General features: G+C 60.9%; 18 protein-coding genes and 1 pseudogene. 11 read left to right on the top strand and 8 right to left on the bottom strand.

Annotated elements, in window-relative coordinates; genetic code table 11:
- The first annotated feature begins 168 nt into the window (after positions 1 to 168).
- Both J3P82_RS23175 and J3P82_RS23170 read left to right on the top strand, forming a co-directional pair.
- On the top strand, positions 169 to 2,655 hold the full coding sequence (locus J3P82_RS23175) for a circularly permuted type 2 ATP-grasp protein (RefSeq protein ID WP_434558853.1): 2,487 nt from the start codon (positions 169 to 171) through the stop codon (positions 2,653 to 2,655).
- Positions 2,655 to 3,548, top strand: coding sequence for a transglutaminase family protein (locus J3P82_RS23170; RefSeq protein ID WP_434558851.1), 894 nt, complete (start codon positions 2,655 to 2,657; stop codon positions 3,546 to 3,548). The genes J3P82_RS23175 and J3P82_RS23170 overlap by 1 nt, the downstream gene beginning before the upstream one ends.
- A gap of 186 nt (positions 3,549 to 3,734) precedes the next feature.
- On the opposite strand, the gene J3P82_RS23165 is transcribed toward J3P82_RS23170, so the two are convergent.
- Positions 3,735 to 3,926: a hypothetical protein gene (locus tag J3P82_RS23165; RefSeq protein ID WP_186610748.1), complete on the bottom strand. Its 192-nt coding sequence runs from the start codon at positions 3,924 to 3,926 to the stop codon at positions 3,735 to 3,737.
- A gap of 68 nt (positions 3,927 to 3,994) precedes the next feature.
- Positions 3,995 to 4,204: pseudogene (locus J3P82_RS23160) on the bottom strand (LOG family protein); the annotation flags it as partial.
- A gap of 305 nt (positions 4,205 to 4,509) precedes the next feature.
- Here J3P82_RS23160 and azu point away from each other — a divergent pair.
- Complete coding sequence (azu, locus tag J3P82_RS23155) at positions 4,510 to 4,956, top strand: azurin (protein ID WP_434558849.1); 447 nt, start codon at positions 4,510 to 4,512, stop codon at positions 4,954 to 4,956.
- A gap of 81 nt (positions 4,957 to 5,037) precedes the next feature.
- Here azu and nadE read toward each other — a convergent pair whose 3' ends face one another.
- From nadE to J3P82_RS23140, 3 genes are all read right to left on the bottom strand, one after another.
- Entirely contained in the window at positions 5,038 to 5,865 is an 828-nt protein-coding gene (nadE, locus tag J3P82_RS23150; protein WP_434558847.1) for an ammonia-dependent NAD(+) synthetase, read from the bottom strand.
- A gap of 25 nt (positions 5,866 to 5,890) precedes the next feature.
- Entirely contained in the window at positions 5,891 to 7,096 is a 1,206-nt protein-coding gene (gene pncB, locus J3P82_RS23145; protein ID WP_434558845.1) for a nicotinate phosphoribosyltransferase, read from the bottom strand.
- Positions 7,097 to 7,343: 247 nt separating this feature from the next.
- Positions 7,344 to 8,252, bottom strand: coding sequence for a LysR family transcriptional regulator (locus tag J3P82_RS23140; RefSeq protein WP_434558843.1), 909 nt, complete (start codon positions 8,250 to 8,252; stop codon positions 7,344 to 7,346).
- Between the two features lie 177 nt (positions 8,253 to 8,429).
- Between J3P82_RS23140 and amaB the strand changes: the two genes are divergently transcribed.
- The 8 genes from amaB to J3P82_RS23100 all read left to right on the top strand — a co-directional run bounded on the left by amaB (position 8,430) and on the right by J3P82_RS23100 (position 18,251).
- Positions 8,430 to 9,920, top strand: a complete 1,491-nt coding sequence (amaB, locus tag J3P82_RS23135) for an L-piperidine-6-carboxylate dehydrogenase (protein ID WP_434558841.1) — start codon at positions 8,430 to 8,432, stop codon at positions 9,918 to 9,920.
- Between the two features lie 92 nt (positions 9,921 to 10,012).
- Complete coding sequence (gene amaA / locus J3P82_RS23130) at positions 10,013 to 11,296, top strand: L-pipecolate oxidase (protein WP_434558839.1); 1,284 nt, start codon at positions 10,013 to 10,015, stop codon at positions 11,294 to 11,296.
- 370 nt (positions 11,297 to 11,666) lie between these two features.
- Positions 11,667 to 12,803 (top strand): ABC transporter substrate-binding protein, encoded by a 1,137-nt coding sequence (locus tag J3P82_RS23125; protein ID WP_434558837.1) that lies wholly within the window; start codon positions 11,667 to 11,669, stop codon positions 12,801 to 12,803.
- Positions 12,804 to 12,962: 159 nt separating this feature from the next.
- The gene (locus tag J3P82_RS23120) at positions 12,963 to 13,877 is read left to right on the top strand and encodes an ABC transporter permease subunit (RefSeq protein ID WP_434558835.1); all 915 of its coding nucleotides are present in this window, start codon (positions 12,963 to 12,965) and stop codon (positions 13,875 to 13,877) included.
- A gap of 2 nt (positions 13,878 to 13,879) precedes the next feature.
- Positions 13,880 to 15,160 carry a high-affinity branched-chain amino acid ABC transporter permease LivM gene (gene livM / locus J3P82_RS23115; protein WP_434558833.1) on the top strand — a complete coding sequence of 427 codons (1,281 nt, stop codon included), beginning with the start codon at positions 13,880 to 13,882 and terminating at the stop codon, positions 15,158 to 15,160.
- A complete protein-coding gene (locus tag J3P82_RS23110) occupies positions 15,157 to 16,029 on the top strand; it encodes an ABC transporter ATP-binding protein (protein WP_186610758.1) in 873 nt (290 codons plus the stop codon). The genes livM and J3P82_RS23110 overlap by 4 nt, the downstream gene beginning before the upstream one ends.
- Positions 16,026 to 16,742: an ABC transporter ATP-binding protein gene (locus tag J3P82_RS23105; protein ID WP_186638545.1), complete on the top strand. Its 717-nt coding sequence runs from the start codon at positions 16,026 to 16,028 to the stop codon at positions 16,740 to 16,742. Before J3P82_RS23110 ends, J3P82_RS23105 begins: the two co-directional genes overlap by 4 nt.
- Positions 16,743 to 17,486: 744 nt before the next feature.
- Positions 17,487 to 18,251 (top strand): SDR family oxidoreductase, encoded by a 765-nt coding sequence (locus tag J3P82_RS23100; RefSeq protein ID WP_434558831.1) that lies wholly within the window; start codon positions 17,487 to 17,489, stop codon positions 18,249 to 18,251.
- A gap of 139 nt (positions 18,252 to 18,390) precedes the next feature.
- Here the strand turns inward: J3P82_RS23100 and J3P82_RS23095 are convergent, their stop codons facing one another.
- The 3 genes from J3P82_RS23095 to ureG form a co-directional block, all read right to left on the bottom strand.
- Positions 18,391 to 19,524 (bottom strand): AGE family epimerase/isomerase, encoded by a 1,134-nt coding sequence (locus J3P82_RS23095; RefSeq protein WP_434558829.1) that lies wholly within the window; start codon positions 19,522 to 19,524, stop codon positions 18,391 to 18,393.
- A 126-nt stretch (positions 19,525 to 19,650) separates the two neighbouring features.
- Positions 19,651 to 20,223 (bottom strand): HupE/UreJ family protein, encoded by a 573-nt coding sequence (locus tag J3P82_RS23090; RefSeq protein ID WP_434558827.1) that lies wholly within the window; start codon positions 20,221 to 20,223, stop codon positions 19,651 to 19,653.
- Between the two features lie 32 nt (positions 20,224 to 20,255).
- A complete protein-coding gene (gene ureG, locus J3P82_RS23085) occupies positions 20,256 to 20,870 on the bottom strand; it encodes an urease accessory protein UreG (protein WP_186638549.1) in 615 nt (204 codons plus the stop codon).
- Positions 20,871 to 20,878 lie beyond the last annotated feature (8 nt).

Here is a 20,878-nt window from a genome sequence, read left to right as displayed (position 1 = left end):
CAGCGACCGTAAATTTTTGGGGCCGCTGCGCAGCCCAGCGGGAGCAAGCTCCCTCGCCACGATGATTGCAGTCTGAAAACCAGGCCGGATCAAACACAAAACACACCTATCCGGGCCTCATGCGCCTGCGCTAGTCTCACCTTTCCTTGCCGTACTGCCGAGCTTTCCATGCCTGACCTGCTTGACCGTTACCCGCTGACAACGGGTACTTATCACGAGTTGCTGGATGGCAGCGGCGCCGTGCGTGCGCACTGGCGGCGGCTGCTGGACCAGTTGCAGCGCAGCACGCCGGCCCAACTGGTCCAGCGTCAAGCACTGCTGGCCAGGCAGATCCAGGAGAACGGCGTCACCTACAACGTCTACGCGGACCCGAAGGGCGCTGATCGGCCGTGGGAGCTGGACCTGCTGCCCCACGTCATCGATGCCCAGGAATGGAAGCTACTGTCGGCCGGGATCGCCCAACGGGCACGCTTGCTCAATGCGGTGCTGGCCGACCTGTACGGGTCGCAGCGGCTGATCAGCGAGGGACTGTTGCCAGCGGAGCTGGTGTTCGGACACAACAATTTCCTCTGGCCGTGCCAGGGCATTGCCCCACCCGATGGCGATTTTCTGCACCTGTATGCCGTGGACCTGGCGCGTACGCCCGACGGTCGCTGGTGGGTCACTGCGGATCGTACCCAGGCGCCTTCAGGGGCTGGTTATGCGTTGGAAAATCGCATGATCGTCTCCCGGGCGTTTCCGGACCTGTATCGCGACCTGAAGGTAAAGCACCTGTCCGGTTTCTTCCGCACCTTGCAGGAAACCCTCGCCCGGCAGGCCCCCTGCGATGGCGAGCCACCGTTGGTGGTGCTGTTGACGCCCGGCCGGTTCAACGAAAGTTATTTCGAACATCTCTATCTGGCGCGCCAGCTTGGCTATCCACTGGTGGAAGGTGGCGACCTGACTGTTCGGGATGCCACGGTCTATCTCAAGACCCTCAGCGGGCTACGACGGGTCCACGCAATCATGCGGCGCCTCGATGACGATTTCTGCGATCCGCTGGAGCTGCGCACCGATTCTGCCCTTGGCGTGCCGGGCCTGCTGGAAGCGGTGCGCCAAGGACGGGTGTTGGTGGCCAATGCCTTGGGCAGTGGCGTGCTGGAATCGCCGGGGCTCCTGGGATTCCTGCCGAAGATCAACCAGTATCTGTTCGGCGAGGAACTGATGTTGCCGTCCATCGCCACCTGGTGGTGTGGTGAGCCGCCAGTGCTGGCCCAGGCCTTGGAAAAGCTGCCTCAGTTGCTGATCAAGCCTGCGTTTCCGTCCCAGAGCTTCGCGCCGGTGTTCGGCCGTGACCTGAGCGAGCAGCAGCGCGGCCAACTGGCGGCGCGCATGCAGGCGCGACCCTATGCCTACGTCGCTCAGGAGCTGGCGCAACTGTCCCAGGCGCCAGTCTGGCAGGCCGAAGACGGGCGGATCCAGCCCCGGGCCATCGGCATGCGCGTGTATGCCGTGTCCGGGAAAGATGATTATCGGGTCCTGCCAGGTGGCCTGACCCGCGTGGCCGCCGAGGCCGACGCCGAAGTGGTGTCGATGCAACGCGGTGGTGCCAGCAAGGACACCTGGATCCTGGGTGAACACGCATCGGGTGGCGAACAGTGGAAGGCCCAGCGGACCGTCGGCGTCCACGACCTGGTGCGACGCGATCCGTACCTGCCATCCCGAGTGGTGGAAAACCTGTTCTGGTTTGGCCGTTACTGCGAACGTTGCGACGACAGCGCGCGCCTGCTGCGGATCATGCTGGCGCGCTATGTCGATGGCGACGACCCGCAGGCCCTGCTATCGGCAGTGTCGCTGGGCGAGAGCCTGATGCTGCTGCCGGAGGAGGGCGAGCTGCCCGAGCGCCTGCTGGCGGCGCTGCTGGGGGATGACTGGTCGTTCAGCCTGCGCTCCAACTTGCAGCGCTTGCAGTGGGCTGCCTCACAGGTACGCGGCAAACTCTCCCGGGAGAACTGGCAGGCGCTGGTGGAATTGCAGCGCGAAGCCGCAGAGCTGGAGACCAGCGAACCGGACTTTGGCGAGCTGCTGGATTTTCTCAATCGATTGGTAATGTCGTTGGCCGCGTTGTCCGGTTTCGCCCTGGACGACATGACCCGTGACGAGGGCTGGCGCTTCCTGATGATCGGTCGACGCCTGGAGCGCCTGCATTTTCTTAGCAGCAGCCTGGCGGCATTCTTGCGGGGCGAGGCGGTTTTCGATCAGGCCGGGTTGGAGTGGTTGCTGGAGTTGGGTAACAGTAGCATCACGTACCGCTCGCGTTACTTAGCGGTGGCGCAGTTGATTCCAGTGCTCGATCTGTTGTTGCTGGACGAACAGAACCCCCACGCAGTGCTCTTCCAATTGAAATTGGTGGCACGCACCCTTAAACGCCTGAACGATGATTTCGGCGCACCGCGGGAAACCGCATTGCCGGAGCTGGTGACGCGCCTGTCACGCTTTGACCTGCGCTGCCTGGAGAATCCCCTGTTCGGCGAGGCCAGCCTGCGCGCCGCTCTTGATGGACTGGCCGATCTGTTGCAGGAAGTGGCCGATGTCAGCGGACAGGTTTCCGATCGCTTGGCGTTGCGCCATTTTGCTCACGTCGATGATGTCAGCCAGCGCACGGTGTCCGTCTGATGAACGCCCGTTACCAGATTCTCCACGATACCCATTATCACTACGACAGCCCGGTGTCCCTGGCCCAGCAACTTGCCCACCTGTGGCCGCGACCCTGTGACTGGCAGCGTTGCACCGAACAGCAGTTGCTGATCAGTCCGCAGCCGACCACCCGGCGCGATGAACAGGATGTGTTCGGCAATCCGCTGACCCGACTGGCCTTCGAGCGACCCCATGACGAATTGTTGGTCAATGCCCGCCTGAGCGTCGAAGTGCTGGCACGGCCCAACCTGGATTTCAGCCTGTCCCCCGCCTGGGAGTCGACCCGCAACCTGCTGACCTACAGCGGTCGGCCACTTCCGGCGCCGCTGCTGGACGCCTGCCGCTACCGTTTCGAGTCACCCTATGTGCACCTCAAGCGCAATTTCGTCGAGTTTTCCGAGAGCTGTTTTCCGCTGGGACGACCTTTGATGGTGGGCGTCCGCGCGCTGATGGAAAAGATTTTCGAAGAGTTCACCTTCGATGCGGAGGCCACCCAAGTGGCGACGCCGTTGGTGGAAGTGCTGGAGCGACGCCGGGGTGTGTGCCAGGACTTCGCCCACTTGATGCTGGCTTGCGTACGCTCCCGTGGGCTGGCGGCGCGTTACGTCAGCGGCTACCTGCTGACCCAGCCGCCACCCGGCCAGGCGCGGTTGATTGGCGCCGACGCTTCTCACGCCTGGGTTTCGGTGTTCTGTCCGGTATTGGGTTGGGTGGACTTCGACCCGACCAACAATGTGCAGCCGGCCCTGGAACACATCACCCTGGCCTGGGGCCGGGATTTTTCCGATGTGTCGCCGTTGCGCGGGGTGATCCTGGGGGGCGGTACCCACGACCCCGAAGTACGAGTGACGGTGATGCCGTTGGAGTCGTGATCCAATGTCCTGAAATCCGGGCGGTTTCGTGCCGACGTTCAGTCATGAACACAAGGAGATCGGGCTGTTCGAGCCGGGCCATTGCCGGAGAACATGCCGGTGGGTTATCGCCTGTCGATTATCAAGGCGCTGGAGCTGTGAGGGCCGGCAGCGAGGCGGCCGGCCCTGGACACAGAACTGAGGGTCTCAGGCGTCAGGCGCCTGGTCTTTCGGTGCATCAACATCGTCTTCTGCCGTCACTTCGCCTTCGGTATCCGGGTTCAGTGCTGCGGCTTCCTCTTCAGCTGTAGCTTTCTTGCGCTGAAGCTTTTCCTCTTTCTTCTGCTCCTTGGCCAAGTCTCTCTGACGTTTGGCGAAGGAATAATTGGGTTTAGCCATGGGCGATCCTCTGGGGTCGAAGGTGAGGTTGAGCGGCGCGTATTCTGCCCTGTATCGGGGTCGAGCCGTTAGCTGGGTTTTTGCTCGGCCCATTTTGGTTGCACCGACGGTTGCCATTCGTCCAGTGCGTCGAGCAGATTGTGCGCTGATTCGCTCAGTTGCAGCATGTCACGATGGGGCGCGCGGACGAAGCCCTCGCCGACGATATGATCGAGAAAACCGGTGAGTTTGCTGCAGAAACCGTTCACTTCCAGCAGCCCCAGCGGTTTTCCATGATAACTGTCCTTTATTGCGCAAAGGAATTAAACCTCGCGGCGAGGTTTTTCATAGGTGCCACTGGCGCCGCAGGCGTAGGCGGCGAGCAAGCTGCACAGCAGGCTGTTGAGGTTCATGAGGGGCGCTCCAAAGAGGTGATGACGCTGATCATAGGGGCGAGTCAGACTTCTGGCTGGTTGATTATGTCCATCAGGCTGATAGGCTTAAGTTGTATACAATCTTTGACTCAGGTCATAGGAACTTGTCTCAAATTCAGGCAGTCTTCCCCTTTGACGGAATTTTGTTAACCATGCCTTGGAGATTCACGATGTTTGCCAAACTTGTTGCAGTATCCCTGTTGACGCTGGCCAGCAGCCAACTGATGGCAGCGGAGTGCAAGACCACGATCGACTCGACCGACCAGATGTCCTTCAGCACCAAGGCCATCGAGATCGACAAGAGCTGCAAGACATTTACCGTGGAACTGACCCATTCGGGCAGCTTGCCGAAAAACGTCATGGGCCATAACTGGGTGCTGAGCAAAGAGGCCGACATGCAGCCGATCGCCACTGACGGCCTGGCGGCAGGCATCGACAAGGATTACCTGAAGGAAGGTGATGCTCGTATCATCGCCCACACCAAGCTTATCGGCGCCAAGGAAAAGGACTCGGTGACCTTCGATGTTTCGAAACTGGCTGGCGGCGATAAGTACGGTTTCTTCTGCTCGTTCCCAGGCCATATCTCGATGATGAAAGGCACTGTTACCCTGAAGTAACCGACCTTTCAGACACAAAAAAGCGCCCCCATGCAGGGCGCTTTTTTTGGGCGAAACAGCCCTAAGGGAGCGGGCGTCCGGTCATGGGGCGTAAGGCATCACCCGCTTGTGCTCGGTCTTGCGATAGGTGTCGCAAATGATCCTGGCCGCCTCTTCGCGAATGGGTTGCCCATGCAGGAAGGCGTCAATCTCGCCGTAGGTCACGCCATGGGCCGCTTCGTCCGGCTTGCCCGGGGACAGGTCTTCCAGATCAGCGGTCGGGACTTTTTCCACCAGCGATTCTGGCGCGCCAAAGTCACGGGCGATGGCCCGGACCTGGTTTTTCACCAGGCCGCTCAGCGGGGCTAGGTCACAGGCGCCATCACCAAACTTGGTGAAGAAACCCATGACTGCCTCGGCCGCATGATCGGTGCCGATCACCAGGCCTTGTTCCGCGCCGGCGATGGTGTATTGCGCCACCATGCGCATCCGCGCCTTGGTATTGCCCAGCACGAAGTCCCGTGAACCCGGGGCCTTGCCTTCGAATGCCAGGACTTCTTTTGCCAAGGCTTTGACCGCGGGGCCGATGTTGACGGTATGACGCTCGTCCGGCTCGATGAAGTCGACGCAGGCTTGGGCTTCGTGCTCGTCGAACTGGGTTTCATACGGCAGGCGCACGGCGACGAACTTGTATGCCGCATTGCCGGTTTTTTCCCGAAGCTCGCGCACGGCACGTTGGGCCAGCAGGCCAGCGGTCAACGAGTCGACCCCGCCGCTGATCCCCAGCACCAGGCTCTTGAGCCCTGAGTTGACGAGGCAGTCCTGAATGAAACCCACCCGGCGAGCGATTTCGGCCTTGAGGGCGGCGTCATCGGCGAACGGTGGCTGGACCTTGAGCTGTTCAGCAATCTCACGCTGTACGGCTTGCATGAATTCACTCCTTGCTTGATGTGCCTTAATGGGCGGCAGGTACTTGGAAAACATGTCGCATGTAGGCGACGAAATTCGGATCCTTGCAGTGGGTCTTGCCGGGCTCGTCTGAAATCTTGGCCACGGGTTGCCCGTCACAGCTGATCATTTTAAGCACGATGCTCATCGGCTCCACGCCTGGAATGTCACAGGTCAGGTTGGTGCCGATACCGAAGCTCACATTAATGCGACCACGCAAGGCACGGAAAATATCCAGGCATTTGGGTAATGTCAGGCTGTCGGAGAACACCAGCGTCTTGCTCATCGGGTCGATGCCCAGCTTGTGGTAGTGCGCAATGGCTTTTTCCGCCCAGATGACAGGATCCCCTGAGTCATGGCGCAAACCGTCGAACAGCTTGGCGAAGAACAGATCGAAGTCCTTCAAGAAGGCGTCCATGGTGATGCAGTCGGTTAGCGCGATACCCAGCAGGCCGCGGTATTCGCGAACCCAGCAATCAAGCGCGGCGATCTGGCTGTCGATCAGCCGCGGGCCCAGTTGCTGGTGGGCCATGATCCACTCGTGGGCCATGGTGCCCAAGGGTTTCATGTCGAGCTCCCGGGACAGGTGCACGTTGCTGGTGCCGACGAAGCGCCCCGGGAAATCGTGCTTGAGCACGTTCACCACTTCCTCCTGGACTCGGTAGGAAAACCTGCGTCGAGTGCCGAAATCGGCTACCTGCAGCTCGGACAATTCGTCGGCGCTGGCGTTGGCGGCCAGCCAGTCGAACTTGCGATAAAGCTGCTCCCGCGCCTGTTCCAGGACGATCTCACGGTAGCGATAGCGATTGCGCACCTCGCTGACGATGGCCAGCAACGGCACCTCGAACAGGATGACGTGCAGCCAAGGCCCGCGTAGACGGATGAACAACTCGCCGTTTTCGATGCCGGTGTGCACGTACCGCAGGTTGAAACGAAACAGCCCCAGGAACCTGAGGAAATCCGGCTTCAGGAAGCTGATGCGCTCGAGGAAACTCAGCTGGTCGGCGCTCAGGTTCAGCTCGGCCAGGCGCTCGATCTGGAAGCGGATCTCCGCCAGGTACGGACGCAGGTCCTCGCTGTTGCGGCAACGAAACTCCCACTCGACTTCGACGTTGGGGTAGTTGTGCAGCACCGCCTGCATCATCGTCAGTTTGTAGAAATCGGTGTCGAGCAGGTTCTGCACGATGCGATCGGCAAATACACTCTCGCTCATAACGGGAATCTCCAGACAGATAGCTGCGGCGGCAGCGGCGTACGGCAGTTGGGGTGGAGGGGCTAGTGGCGCATAACCGTGATGGTTATTGCCAGTATTTTTTAGCGTTTGCGGGTCTTTTGTGGCGAGGGAGCTTGCTCCCGCTCGGCTGCGAAGCAGACGCAGAATTTTTCATCTGACAGAATTTTTTAGGGCCGCTGCGCAGCCCAGCGGGAGCAAGCTCCCTCGCCACGGGGGGCAACTTTCGCTATGGCGGCGCATCAGGGCTATCGATCTGCTCCAGCATCCACTCCACGAACAGTCGTACTTTGGGCACATCCGCTGCATGTTCCGGATAGGACAGGTAATAGGCACTGGCGCTGGGCATCGCATGTTGCCAAGGGATGACCAGTTTGCCGTCGGCGAGCTCTTCTTCCACCAGGAATTTTGGCAACAGGGCCACGCCGCAGCCGACCTGGGCGGCACGAATGCACATGTAGAAGGTTTCGAAGCGCGGCCCGTGGTAGCTGTGTTCGGTGTGGTAGCCCTGGCTGTCGAACCAGTCGTGCCAGGCTTGCGGACGCGAGGCGTTTTGCAGCAGCACCAGGTCGGCCAGTTGCGTCGGGTCGGTGAAGGGCCGGTCCGGCAGGCTGCCTGGCGCGCAGACCGGCACCAACTCTTCGCCGAACAGTTTCAACGATTCGGTTCCCGGTCGGGAGCCCTGGCCGAAGTAGAACGCCAGGTCGCTGCGCCCTTGCTGCAAGTCGTCGGCCTCGTGCTCGCTGCACAAGTCCAGATGAATCGACGGATGCCGCAGGCGCCAGCCCTTGAGCCGCGGAACCAGCCAGCGGGCGCCGAAGGTCGGAGGCGTGGAGACCCGCAGGACTTCGGTGTCGCCACCGTAGGAGCGCAGGTAATGGGTCGACATCTCAACCTGGGTGAGGATTTTTCGCACCTCCCCCAAATACAAGTTTCCTGCCGGTGTCAGTTGCAGGCGTCGGCGCACGCGCCGAAACAGCAGGTGCTGCAACAGTTCTTCAAGCTGCGCGACCTGTTTGCTGACGGCGCTCTGGGTCAGGTTCAGCTCTTCGGCGGCGCGGGTAAAGCTCAGGTGACGGGTCACCGCTTCGAAGCACTGTAGCGCTGTAATCGATGGCAAATAGCGTTTATTGAGCATGATCAGCCCTTATTTCTTGTTGCTCTGCTTATCCGGTAACGGCCAGCATGAATAAACGGAATGATATCTCGCTTAAAGGTCGTTTGTTGGCAAGTCTCGGGCCAGCTACAACTACAGGCCTGATCAGCCGTGATCGTCCGGCTGCCCACTTTTGTCTCTCGCTTGAGGAATTTACCCATGGTTGCTGCATTGCTTGATCGTCTGGGCGTCAACCCGGCCTTGTACCAGAACGGCACACAGCCCGTGCACTCGCCCATCGATGGCAGTCGCATCGGCGCCGTGAATTGGGAAGGCGCCGCTGAAGTCGAGCAGCAGGTCAGCCGCGCGGAGCATGCCTTTGACCTGTGGCGCAAAGTGCCGGCGCCACGGCGCGGCGAGCTGGTGCGTCAGTTTGGCGACCTGTTGCGTGAGTACAAGGCCGACCTCGGCGAGCTGGTGTCGTGGGAAGCCGGCAAGATCACCCAGGAAGGCCTGGGTGAAGTGCAGGAGATGATCGACATCTGCGATTTCGCTGTCGGCCTGTCCCGCCAGTTGTACGGCTTGACCATTGCGTCCGAGCGTCCTGGCCACCACATGCGTGAAACCTGGCACCCGCTGGGCGTGGTTGGAGTGATCAGCGCGTTCAACTTTCCCGTGGCGGTCTGGGCTTGGAACACCACCCTCGCGCTGGTGTGCGGTAACCCGGTGATCTGGAAACCTTCCGAGAAAACCCCGCTGACCGCCCTGGCGTGCCAGGCACTGTTCGAGCGTGTGCTGAGCAACTTTGCCGATGCCCCACCGTACCTGAGCCAGGTGATCATCGGTGGGCGTGATGCCGGCGAAGCGCTGGTCGACGACCCGCGCGTTGCGCTGATCAGCGCCACCGGCAGCACGCGCATGGGCCGCGAGGTCGCGCCGAAAGTCGCAGCGCGGTTTGCCCGCAGCATCCTCGAACTGGGCGGCAACAACGCGATGGTCCTGGCTCCGAGCGCCGACCTGGATATGGCCGTGCGTGCCATCCTCTTCAGCGCCGTCGGCACTGCGGGCCAGCGTTGCACCACGCTGCGCCGGTTGATCGCCCATGAATCGGTGAAGGAAGAGATCGTTACCCGTCTCAAGGCGGCCTATTCGAAAGTGCGCATCGGTCATCCGCTGGAAGGCAATCTGGTCGGGCCGCTGATCGACAAGCAGAGCTTCGAGAACATGCAGGACGCGCTGGAGCAGGCGTTGAGCGAAGGCGGGCGAGTGTTTGGCGGCAAGCGCCAACTCGAAGACCAATTTGCGAATGCCTATTACGTCTCGCCCGCCATCGTCGAGATGCCGGAGCAAAGCGACGTGGTGCGTCACGAAACCTTCGCGCCGATCCTCTACGTGGTCGGCTACAAGGACTTCGCCGAAGCGCTGCACCTGAACAATTCGGTGCCACAAGGCCTGTCGTCGTGCATTTTCACCACCGATGTGCGTGAAGCCGAGCAGTTCATGTCGGCCGTGGGCAGCGATTGCGGGATCGCCAATGTCAACATCGGCCCGAGCGGCGCGGAGATCGGCGGAGCGTTCGGCGGCGAGAAAGAAACCGGCGGCGGCCGTGAATCCGGCTCCGACGCGTGGCGTGCCTACATGCGCCGCCAGACCAATACCGTGAACTATTCGCTGGAGTTGCCGTTGGCGCAGGGAATTACATTCGATTGAGCAGCGGCAAGCGGCAAGCTGCAAGCCACAAGCCAAACCAGCTTGCGGCTTGTGGCTTGTCGCTTGCAGCTGCTCCTGACCAGGAGCCGGCAATGCCGTTACGCGAAGAATGTCTGTGGGAAATACTGACGCCACAACGGCCCGACAACGCCTCGCTCAAGGGCGAAGTCACGGTGGACGTGTGCGTCATCGGCGCGGGCTTTACCGGGTTGTCGGCGGCGGTGCACCTGTTGGAGCAGGGCAAGCGCGTTGCGGTGCTGGAAGCTCATCGGGCCGGACATGGTGGATCGGGGCGCAACGTGGGATTGGTGAATGCCGGGATGTGGATCCCGCCAGATGACATCGAGGCCGGGTTCGGCGAAGCCGTGGGCAGCCAGCTTAATCGCATGCTTGGGGCCGCGCCGGCCTTGGTGTTCAGCCTCATCGACAAATACAACATCGACTGCCAGCTGCGCCGCGAAGGCACGCTGCACATGGCCCATAACGCCCGGGGCGAGGCGGATTTGCGCAGTCGCGAAGCACAATGGAAGCGCCGTGGCGCCCCGGTAGAATTGCTGACCGGCCAAGCCTGCGTCGAAGCCACCGGCACTGACAAGATCGCTGCGGCATTGCTCGACCGCCGCGCCGGCACGCTCAACCCCATGGCCTATACCAGCGGGCTGGCCGATGCCGCGAAAAAACTGGGTGGCCAACTTTTCGATCATTCGCCCGTCACGCGCCTGGAGCGCCAGGGCCAGCGGTGGTCGGTGCAGACGGCCCAGGGTTCGGTGCTGGCCGAGCAAGTCGTAATTGCTTCCAATGCCTATACCGAGGGTGATTGGACCGAGTTGCGGCGCAACTTTTTCCCCGGTTATTACTATCAGGTCGCTTCTGTCCCGCTGACCGACGAGGCCGCCCGGCGCATTTTGCCGGGAGGGCAGGGCTCGTGGGACACCCGCCAGGTGTTGAGCAGCATTCGTCGGGACGAGGACGGTCGTTTGCTGCTGGGCAGCCTGGGCAACGGCAACCGCAAACCGACCTGGTTCCTCAAGGCCTGGGCCGACCGAGTGCAGCAGCATTATTTCCCGTACCTCAAGTCGGTGGAGTGGGAATGCACCTGGACCGGCTGCATCGCCTTCACGCCCGACCATCTGATGCGCCTGTTCGAGCCGGCGCCCGGCCTGGTGGCGGTCACTGGCTATAACGGTCGCGGCGTGACCACCGGCACCGTGGTCGGCAAGGCCTTTGCCGACTACCTGTGCCACGGCGATGCCAAGGCGTTGCCGATCCCCTTTGCGCCGATGCAACCTTTGGCTGGCGTTGGTCTGCGCAGCTGTCTGTATGAAACGGGATTTTCGCTGTATCACGCGGGCCAGTGCTTGCGGATCGTCATCTGATTGTTGAAAAGTGTTACGAACAGCGGCGTTTTCCAGTCCAGCGGCTAGCCTGTTATGGTGCGGGTTGTAGCAGCCGCGCACCGACAGTGTGCAGTTAGGTGACGCAGGTTGTTACACAGTGGTTGCACGCCGTTTAGTGTGGTGGTTGCAATGATGGCTCATGGAGGGTTTCACCTACGTTTAGAAAAGGTTGCACCTCGTGCGGTTTAGACGGTTGCACGCCCTGTGAAAAAGGGCCCGAAACAGTCGAAATAACAATAAAGCAGCGACTTTTTTCAGAATAAAAAACCGATGGCACGCCCCTTGCTCTTAGCTTTTCAGTGAAGTGAAGTCGCAGTGCCAACTAAAAAAAACCTTGGAGCACCACCTCATGTCCCAGACGTTTTACAAGAAAGGCTTTCTGGCCCTCGCAGTGGCAACTGCGTTGGGTGTTTCTGCGTTTGCCCAGGCCGACATCAAGATCGGCGTAGCGGGTCCCATGACAGGCGCCAACGCGGCATTTGGCGAGCAGTACATGAAGGGTGCGCAAGCGGCGGCAGACGAGATCAATGCCAAGGGCGGCGTGAACGGCGAGAAAATCGTACTGGTGGCTGGCGATGATGCGTGCGAACCGAAGCAGGCCGTGGCCGTTGCCAACCGCCTTGCTGACCAGGACAAGGTGGCCGGCGTGGTCGGTCACTTCTGCTCTTCCTCCACCATCCCGGCCTCCGAGGTCTACGATGAAGCCGGCATCATCGCCATCACGCCTGGCTCCACAAATCCCCAGGTGACCGAGCGCGGCCTGAGCGCGATGTTCCGCATGTGCGGTCGTGACGACCAGCAAGGTATCGTTGCCGGCGACTACATCGTCGATGTGCTCAAGGGCAAGAAAGTCGTAGTCCTGCATGACAAGGACACCTATGGCCAAGGCCTGGCGGATGCAACCAAGGCACAGTTGGCCAAGCGTGGCGTGACCCCTGTGCTGTACGAAGGCCTGACCCGTGGTGAAAAAGACTTCAGTGCCGTGGTGACCAAGATCCGTTCGGCCGGTGCCGACGTGGTCTACTTCGGCGGCCTGCATCCGGAAGCCGGTCCGCTGGTACGCCAGCTGCGCGAGCAGGGCCTGAAAGACGTGAAATTCATGTCCGACGACGGCATCGTGACTGACGAACTGGTCACCACCGCCGGCGGCCCGCAGTACGTCGATGGCGTGTACATGACCTTCGGCGCCGACCCGCGCCTGCTGCCAGACAGCAAGGCCGTGGTAGACGCATTCCGCGCCAAGGGCACCGAACCTGAAGGCTACACCCTCTACGCCTACGCTTCAGTGCAGACCTTGGCTGCCGGGTTCAATGGCGCCAAGTCCAACAAGGGCGAAGATGCGGCCAAGTGGCTCAAGGCCAACCCGGTCCAGACCGTGATGGGCAAGAAGGAATGGGACACCAAAGGCGACCTGAAAGTCTCCGACTACGTGGTCTACCAGTGGGACAAGGATGGCAAGTATCACCAGCTGGAAAAACAGAAGTAAGGGCTGAAGCGATCGATCAAATCCCTGTAGGTCCCGGCCAAGTCCGGTTTCTACAGGGAGCACTGGTCGCGCCTGGCATTGCTCCGACGTAAATCTGTATTTTCCTTAGAAGAGCCGCACGCCCTGGGTGTGCAGGTTCTCACTGCGTGAGATTGCGTTATGGATGGTATTTTCCTGCAGCAACTGATCAATGGCCTGACCCTCGGGTCGGTCTATGGTCTGATCGCCATCGGCTACACAATGGTCTATGGCATCATCGGCATGATCAACTTCGCCCACGGCGAGGTTTACATGATTTCCGCTTACCTCGCGGCAATCAGTCTGGCTCTGCTGGCTTACTTCGGTATTGAATCCTTTCCGCTAATGATTCTTGGCACCCTCGTGTTCACGGTCGTGGTCACCGGGGTATACGGCTGGGTCATCGAACGCGTCGCCTACAAACCCCTGCGCAACTCCACCCGACTGGCACCACTGATCAGCGCCATCGGCATCTCGCTGATCCTGCAGAACTACGCGCAGATCAGCCAGGGCGCCCGCCAACAGGGTGTGCCGACACTGCTCGAAGGCGCCATGCGCGTCGACATCGGTACCGGCTTCGTGCAGCTCACCTACACCAAGATCTTCATCCTGATTGCCGCATTCGCCGGCATGGCGCTGCTGACCTACATCATCAAGTACACCAAGCTCGGCCGCATGTGCCGCGCTACCCAGCAAGACCGCAAGATGGCCTCCATCCTCGGGATCAACACCGACCGGGTGATTTCCTACGTGTTCATCATCGGTGCGGCCATGGCGGCCCTGGCCGGTGTACTGATCACCATGAACTACGGCACGTTCGACTTCTATGCTGGCTTCATCATCGGCATCAAGGCGTTCACCGCGGCGGTACTCGGCGGCATCGGCTCCCTGCCTGGGGCAATGCTCGGCGGGATCATCCTCGGGATCTCCGAGTCGCTGTTCGCCGGTCTGATCAACTCCGACTACAAAGACGTGTTCAGTTTCTCGCTGCTGGTGCTGATTCTGATCTTCCGTCCCCAAGGCCTGCTGGGTCGCCCACTCGTGGCGAAGGTATAAGTATGTCTGCTGCCAATAAACCGCTTGATATTAAAAAGAGCGTCATCGACGCGATCCTGGCCGGCCTGATCTCGCTGATCGTGTTCGGGCCGATCGTCGGCGTGGTGCTCGACGGCTACAGCTTCAACCTGCAACCGGCCCGTGTCGGCTGGCTGGTGGCGATCGTGATGGTCGGGCGCTTTGCCCTGAGCCTGTTCCTGCAAACCCCCAAGGGACTGAAGATCCTCCAGGGTTTCGAAAGCACCGGCTCCGGCGTGCACGTGTTGCCGCCAGACTACAAGTCGCGCCTGCGCTGGATCATCCCCGCGCTGATCGTGATTGCTATCGTGTTCCCGTTTTTCGCCAACAAGTACGTGCTCACGGTGGTCATCCTCGGCTTGATCTACGTGCTGCTGGGCCTGGGCCTGAACATTGTGGTGGGCTTGGCCGGGTTGCTCGACCTGGGTTACGTGGCGTTCTACGCAATTGGTGCCTATGGCCTGGCGCTGGGCTACCAATACCTGGGGCTGGGTTTCTGGACCGTATTGCCGCTGGCGGCCATTGCGGCGGCGATGGCGGGGTGCATATTGGGATTCCCGGTGTTACGAATGCACGGTGACTACCTGGCCATCGTGACCCTGGGGTTCGGCGAGATCATCCGGTTGGTGCTCAACAACTGGCTGTCGTTTACGGGTGGGCCGAATGGTATGCAAGTGCCTTGGCCTACCTTCCTTGGCTTGGAGTTCCGCAAGATTGCGAGGGACGGAGGCGTACCTTTCCACGAGTTCTTCGGTATCGATTACAACCCTAATTTCAAATTCCTGTTCATCTACATCGTGCTGTTCATCACGGTGCTGCTGGTGCTCTACATCAAGCACCGCCTGACCCGGATGCCGGTCGGCCGCGCCTGGGAAGCCCTACGCGAAGATGAAATCGCCTGCCGCTCCATGGGCCTGAACCATGTACTGGTCAAGCTTTCTGCGTTCACCATCGGAGCTTCGACCGCCGGCTTGGCGGGTGTGTTCTTTGCCAGTTACCAAGGCTTCGTCAACCCGACGTCGTTCACTTTCTTCGAGTCGGCGCTGATCCTGGCGATTGTAGTACTGGGAGGCATGGGGTCGACGGTGGGGGTGGTCATCGCCGCCTTTGTTCTTACCATCACACCGGAACTGCTACGCAGCTTCTCTGAATATCGAGTTCTGCTGTTCGGCCTGCTGATGGTGTTGATGATGATCTGGCGCCCGCGTGGCCTGATTCGTATCAGCCGTACCGGTGTGACGCCGCGCAAGGGGGTAGCGCCATGAGCGAAGTCGTACTCAAAGTTGAAAACCTGATGATGCAGTTCGGCGGCATCAAGGCCCTCAGCGATGTCAGCCTGCAGGTCAAGCGCAACTCGATCTTCGCCCTGATCGGCCCCAACGGTGCGGGCAAGACCACGGTCTTCAACTGCCTGACCGGTTTCTACAAGGCTTCGGGCGGCAAGATCGAGCTCAGCGTGCGCGGCGAGCAAACCGACGTCATCAAGCTGTTGGGCGAAGCGTTTCGCCCGACCGACTTCGTCTCGCCAAAGTCTTTCGCCAGCCGGCTGTACTACAAGATGTTCGGTGGCACCCATCTGGTGAATCGCGCGGGCCTGGCGCGTACGTTCCAGAACATTCGCCTGTTCAAGGAAATGTCGGTGCTGGAAAACCTGCTGGTGGCCCAGCACATGTGGGTCAACCGCAGCCTGGTGGCGGGCATCCTCAACACCAAGGGCTACCGCAAGGCGGAAAGCGATGCCTTGGACCACGCCTTCTACTGGCTGGAAGTGGTCGACCTGGTGGACTGCGCCAACCGCCTGGCCGGTGAGCTTTCCTACGGCCAGCAGCGCCGCCTGGAAATCGCCCGGGCGATGTGCACCCGTCCGCAGATCATCTGCCTCGACGAACCAGCGGCTGGCCTCAACCCTCAGGAAACCGAAGCGCTGAGCGCGATGATCCGGCTGCTGCGCGACGAGCACGATCTGACCGTGGTGCTGATCGAACACGACATGGGCATGGTAATGAGCATTTCCGACCACATCGTGGTGCTGGACCACGGCAACGTGATCGCCGAGGGCGGTCCCGAGGCAATTCGCAACGATCCGAAGGTGATCGCGGCTTACCTGGGTGCCGATGAAGAGGAATTGGTATGAGTGGACCTATCCTCGAACTCAAGGAGCTGGACGTGTTCTACGGGCCGATCCAGGCCCTGAAGAAAGTGTCCATGCACATTGGCGAAGGCGAGACGGTGAGCCTGATCGGCTCCAACGGGGCCGGCAAGTCCACGCTGCTGATGTCGATATTCGGCCAGCCGCGTGCGGCAGGCGGGCAGATCATCTACCAGGGCGTGGACATCACCCAGAAGTCGTCGCACTACATTGCGTCCAACGGCATCGCGCAGTCACCTGAAGGCCGCCGGGTATTTCCCGACATGACCGTCGAGGAAAACCTGCTGATGGGCACCATCCCTATCGGTGACAAATACGCCAGCGAAGACATGCAGCGCATGTTTGAGCTGTTCCCGCGTCTCAAGGAACGGCGCAACCAGCGGGCCATGACCATGTCCGGCGGCGAGCAGCAAATGCTCGCCATCGCCCGGGCATTGATGAGTCGGCCCAAGTTGTTGCTGCTCGATGAGCCGAGTCTGGGGCTGGCGCCGATCGTGGTAAAACAGATCTTCGCGACCCTGCGTGAACTGGCCTCCACCGGGATGACCATCTTCCTGGTGGAACAGAATGCCAATCACGCCCTCAAGCTGTCGGACCGGGCCTATGTGATGGTCAACGGCGAAATCCGCCTGACCGGCACCGGCAAGGAACTGCTCGCCAACGAGGAGGTGCGCAACGCGTACCTGGGCGGGCATTGAGTTGATGCTGCGATGAAAAACCGGCGAGTGATCGCCGGTTTTTTTATCCCCCAGATCCAGCCTTTGGGCATCTTCGGCAATTGTGGAAAACAATCCTGAACCCTTGTGAAACCGCGACATAAAGTCACCGCAAACAGTTGTTTTGTCACAGTTTTGACTTGTCCCCGTTTGCTGTGGAGCCGGCTGTGGGTAAGGTGGGAGTAGCTGGCTGTAAGCCTTTGTCTGCGTGGCTTTCAGCGGTATGATCGTTTTTTGATCAGGCGTTTTTGCGCAAGCGGGAGTGGCTATTGTCAACAGTTTTCTGCGCGGCAGAAGTGCCTCGATAGCCGGTGCGCAAGCCTGTGGATAAGTCTGTGACTAAACTCTGGAAAGACCGCGCTGAGTGCCGTCGTTGCTGGCTTGGAGCCATCGCGCTATCAAGCCTTGGCTTATAGCAGAGAAACTGCGCTGCACAACCTGACTTGCCCGGTCAAGCGAAAAAAATTTCCAAATTGCCCGCAAAGCCTTATGCACAGCGGCCTCCAGTGTTTGGACTTGCCCCCGATTATTGTGGACCTGCCTGTGGATAAGGTGCGCGCAACCCGCTGCAGCCCTTGTTTGGCAAGGCTCCGAGAGACCTGGTTGTTTTTTGAGCACCGTCGCCGCCAAAAGCACGTGTTCAAGCCTTGCCCCTGGCGGGCCAGGCCGGGCATGCTGTGGGCCGATTTCCATTCAATGGCTTTGAGCCCAAGCAAGGAGAACACCATGTCTGACACCCTGTTTATCACTGGCGCGACGTCCGGTTTCGGTGAAGCCTGTGCCCGTCGTTTTGCCGAGGCGGGTTGGAAACTGGTGCTGACCGGGCGTCGTGAAGAACGCCTTGATGCACTCTGCGCCGAGTTATCGAAGCAGACCGAAGTCCACGGGCTGGTGGTGGACGTGCGCGATCGCAAGGGCATGGAAGACGCCATCGCCAACCTGCCGCCGTCCTTCGCCAAATTGCGCGGGTTGATCAACAACGCCGGCCTGGCCCTGGGGGTCGACCCAGCGCCCAAGTGCGACCTCGATGATTGGGACACCATGGTCGACACCAACGTGAAAGGCCTGATCTACAGCACGCGCCTGTTGCTGCCGCGCCTGATCGCCCATGGACGTGGAGCCGGGATCGTAAACCTGGGCTCCATTGCCGGTAACTATCCGTACCCAGGCAGCCACGTGTACGGTGCGAGCAAGGCGTTCGTCAAACAGTTCTCCTTGAACCTGCGCTGCGACCTGCAAGGTACGGGCGTGCGGGTGAGCAATATCGAGCCGGGTTTGTGTGAAAGCGAATTTTCCCTGGTGCGTTTTGGCGGCGATCAGGAACGCTACAACGCGACCTACGCCGGCGCCGAGCCGATCCAGCCGCAGGACATCGCCGAGACTATTTACTGGGTGCTCAACGCGCCGGCGCACATCAACATCAACAGCCTTGAATTGATGCCGGTGAGCCAGACCTGGGCCGGGTTCGCCATCGAGCGCAACAAGGCCTGACCGCTGGCGTTACGTCGAGTTGAACAGATGAGCTCTTGTGGCGAGGGAGCTTGCTCCCGCTCGACTGCGAAGCAGTCGTAAGTTTTCTGGGACCGCTGCGCGGCCCAGCGGGAGCAAGCTCCCTCGCCACAGGTTAAGGTCAAGCCAGGTAGTCAGCCAGCCCGCGGTAGCAGGTCAGCAGGTGATACGGCGTGGTGGACGGCATGTCCCGGCGGCTGATGTTGCCACCGGCGTCGAGGCATTCGTTCCAGCCTTGGGGGTGCAGGAAATGCTCCTGCAACGCCTGTAACTGGCGCAACAAAGGCCCTTCGCTTCCCGGACGCAATGTAAGTGCGCGCAAATACTCGGCCTGGGCCCAGATGCGTTGGGTGGCGTCACGCGCGGGCCCCTGTGGCTCCAGGCCAAGCATGGCGCACACCGCGCCCGACTGCGGCTCCACGCCAAGTTGTTCGGTGTGGCTGAAGCTGCGCTCCAGCGCGGTTTGCAGTTTTCCATCACGCAGCAAGGGCGATGAGGCCAGCAGGAAATACCATTCAAACTGGTGGCCCGGTTCGAACCAGTTATCCACAGCCTTGAGCGGTTTTTCCATGATGACTTTCTGCCCAGGGTGCACGAAGTGCTTGGACATTCCATCGCACAGGCCCAGCAACGCCTGGCGCACGTTGGCATCGTCGCGAACCGACAGTGTCGCGAGGAGCGCTTCTGCCAGGTGCATCAGCGGGTTTTGCAGCGGGCCGGACTGGCGGCTCCCCCAGTCTCGCCCCAGGTTGGCTTCGTAAAGCCCGTCGCCGGTGGCGAAGCGTTGCGTGATCACTTCCAGCGCCGCATTCAACGTGGACTCCACCAGCGGCTCGCGAACCTTGCTCCAGTAGTGAGCGCAGGCGAAGAGGATGAAGGCGTGGGTGTAGAGATCCTTGCCGGTATCCAGCGGCGCGCCCTGCGGATCGATGCTGTAGAACCAGCCGCCATGTTCGGCATCATGGAAATGCCGTTGCAGCGAGCGGAACAACGCAGCGGCCCGCTCTTCGGCATCCGGTACTTCTCCGATCAGGCTGGCGAACACATACAACTGTCGTGCACAGGCCATGGCCCGGTAACGTTGCGGCGGCAGCGGCGTGTGCTGGGAATCGAGGGATTCGTAGGGCAATGCCAACTCGGCATTCCAGCCCGGGCCTAGCCACATGGGCACGATCACGTCGTGAAAATGCCTCTGCACCGTGGTGAACAGGGCAGTCAATTCAGGCGGGTGAGCAGGGCGGGAAGCATCAGGCATTGGCGAACGTCGTCACGGCTGGGGAGCGATTGCGCGACATGGTAGCAGAGTGGTCGACTTCGTAGAGATGCGCCTGCACGACCCATATCGCGAGCAAGCCTGCCCACGATAAAGGTCGTGCAGGCGTCAGCCTGCCAACAACCAAACCCCAGCCGCCGCCGAAGCCGCTCCGGCCAAGCGCACCAAGGGCGCGGCCGCCCGTGGCAATACCCGCACCAGGGCGAAACCCGCGCCATGCAGTGCCGCCGTTGCCGCGACGAAACCGATCGCATAAGCCCACGGACTCGACATGTGAGGTAGCTCCAGGCCATGGGCCACGCCGTGGAACAGCGCGAACAATGCCGTCGCTGCCACCGCCAGACTCAATGGAGGACGCACCGCCAGCGCCACCGCCAGGCCCAGGGCCAATACAGATGCCGCGATACCGCTTTCCAGCGCAGGCAGAGCCTGGCCCTCGAAGCCCAGCAGGCCGCCGAACAACATTGTGCCGACGAACGTGCACGGCAGCGCCCAGCGCGCCGCGCCTTGTTGTTGCGCGGCCCACAAGCCCACCGCCAGCATCGCCAACAGATGATCGAGCCCGCCGATGGGGTGGCCCAGCCCGGCGATCAGGCCGTTATCGCCGTGGCCCGGGTGGGCGAATGCCAGCGCGGGGCTTAGCAGCAAAGCGAGGGCGGCGAGGGTGCGTTTGAATGTCATGGAGAAAGCTTCCTTGTTGAAAGTGAAAATGTTCACGCGGCGGTCAGCAGGCCCTGGCGCTCGATAAAGGCGATGATGTCCTCCAGGCCCTGGCCGGTTTTCTGGTTGCTGAACACGAAAGGCTTGCCGTTGCGCATCCGCTGGGTGTCGCTGTTCATCAATTCCAGCGAGGCGCCCACCAGCGGCGCCAGGTCGATCTTGTTGATCACCAGCAAGTCGGATTTGCAGATGCCCGGTCCGCCCTTGCGCGGCAGCTTGTCGCCGGCCGACACGTCGATCACATAGATCGTCAGGTCCGACAGTTCCGGGCTGAAGGTCGCCGACAGGTTGTCGCCACCTGATTCAACCAGGATCAGGTCCAGCCCGGGAAAGCGCCGGTTCAACTGGTCCACCGCTTCGAGATTGATCGACGCGTCTTCGCGGATTGCCGTGTGCGGGCAGCCGCCAGTTTCCACGCCGATGATCCGCTCCGGCGCGAGGGCTTCGTTGCGCACCAGGAAGTCGGCGTCTTCGCGGGTGTAGATGTCATTAGTCACTACCGCCAGGTTGTAGCGATCGCGCAAGGCCAGGCAGAGGGCCAGGGTGAGCGCGGTTTTGCCGGATCCCACCGGGCCGCCAATGCCAACGCGCAGAGGTTGTGTGTTCATGTGTATCT

The sequence above is a fragment of the Pseudomonas sp. Z4-20 genome, assembly GCF_051131955.1.
In the GTDB taxonomy this organism is placed as follows: Bacteria; Pseudomonadota; Gammaproteobacteria; order Pseudomonadales; family Pseudomonadaceae; genus Aquipseudomonas; species Aquipseudomonas marvdashtae.
This window is presented reverse-complemented; position numbering and strand designations above follow the sequence as displayed.

Bases quoted from the DNA above. Each gene is read 5' to 3' on its own strand.
- livM (WP_434558833.1), top strand. From the start codon at position 13,880: ATGTCTGCTGCCAATAAACCGCTTGATATTAAAAAGAGCGTCATCGAC.
- amaB (WP_434558841.1), top strand. From the start codon at position 8,430: ATGGTTGCTGCATTGCTTGATCGTCTGGGCGTCAACCCGGCCTTGTAC.
- J3P82_RS23175 (WP_434558853.1), top strand. From the start codon at position 169: ATGCCTGACCTGCTTGACCGTTACCCGCTGACAACGGGTACTTATCAC.
- ureG (WP_186638549.1), bottom strand. From the start codon at position 20,870: ATGAACACACAACCTCTGCGCGTTGGCATTGGCGGCCCGGTGGGATCC.
- J3P82_RS23110 (WP_186610758.1), top strand. From the start codon at position 15,157: ATGAGCGAAGTCGTACTCAAAGTTGAAAACCTGATGATGCAGTTCGGC.
- J3P82_RS23170 (WP_434558851.1), top strand. From the start codon at position 2,655: ATGAACGCCCGTTACCAGATTCTCCACGATACCCATTATCACTACGAC.
- J3P82_RS23090 (WP_434558827.1), bottom strand. From the start codon at position 20,223: ATGACATTCAAACGCACCCTCGCCGCCCTCGCTTTGCTGCTAAGCCCC.
- J3P82_RS23140 (WP_434558843.1), bottom strand. From the start codon at position 8,252: ATGCTCAATAAACGCTATTTGCCATCGATTACAGCGCTACAGTGCTTC.
- J3P82_RS23120 (WP_434558835.1), top strand. From the start codon at position 12,963: ATGGATGGTATTTTCCTGCAGCAACTGATCAATGGCCTGACCCTCGGG.
- J3P82_RS23105 (WP_186638545.1), top strand. From the start codon at position 16,026: ATGAGTGGACCTATCCTCGAACTCAAGGAGCTGGACGTGTTCTACGGG.
- azu (WP_434558849.1), top strand. From the start codon at position 4,510: ATGTTTGCCAAACTTGTTGCAGTATCCCTGTTGACGCTGGCCAGCAGC.
- amaA (WP_434558839.1), top strand. From the start codon at position 10,013: ATGCCGTTACGCGAAGAATGTCTGTGGGAAATACTGACGCCACAACGG.
- J3P82_RS23165 (WP_186610748.1), bottom strand. From the start codon at position 3,926: ATGGCTAAACCCAATTATTCCTTCGCCAAACGTCAGAGAGACTTGGCC.
- J3P82_RS23125 (WP_434558837.1), top strand. From the start codon at position 11,667: ATGTCCCAGACGTTTTACAAGAAAGGCTTTCTGGCCCTCGCAGTGGCA.
- pncB (WP_434558845.1), bottom strand. From the start codon at position 7,096: ATGAGCGAGAGTGTATTTGCCGATCGCATCGTGCAGAACCTGCTCGAC.
- nadE (WP_434558847.1), bottom strand. From the start codon at position 5,865: ATGCAAGCCGTACAGCGTGAGATTGCTGAACAGCTCAAGGTCCAGCCA.
- J3P82_RS23100 (WP_434558831.1), top strand. From the start codon at position 17,487: ATGTCTGACACCCTGTTTATCACTGGCGCGACGTCCGGTTTCGGTGAA.
- J3P82_RS23095 (WP_434558829.1), bottom strand. From the start codon at position 19,524: ATGCCTGATGCTTCCCGCCCTGCTCACCCGCCTGAATTGACTGCCCTG.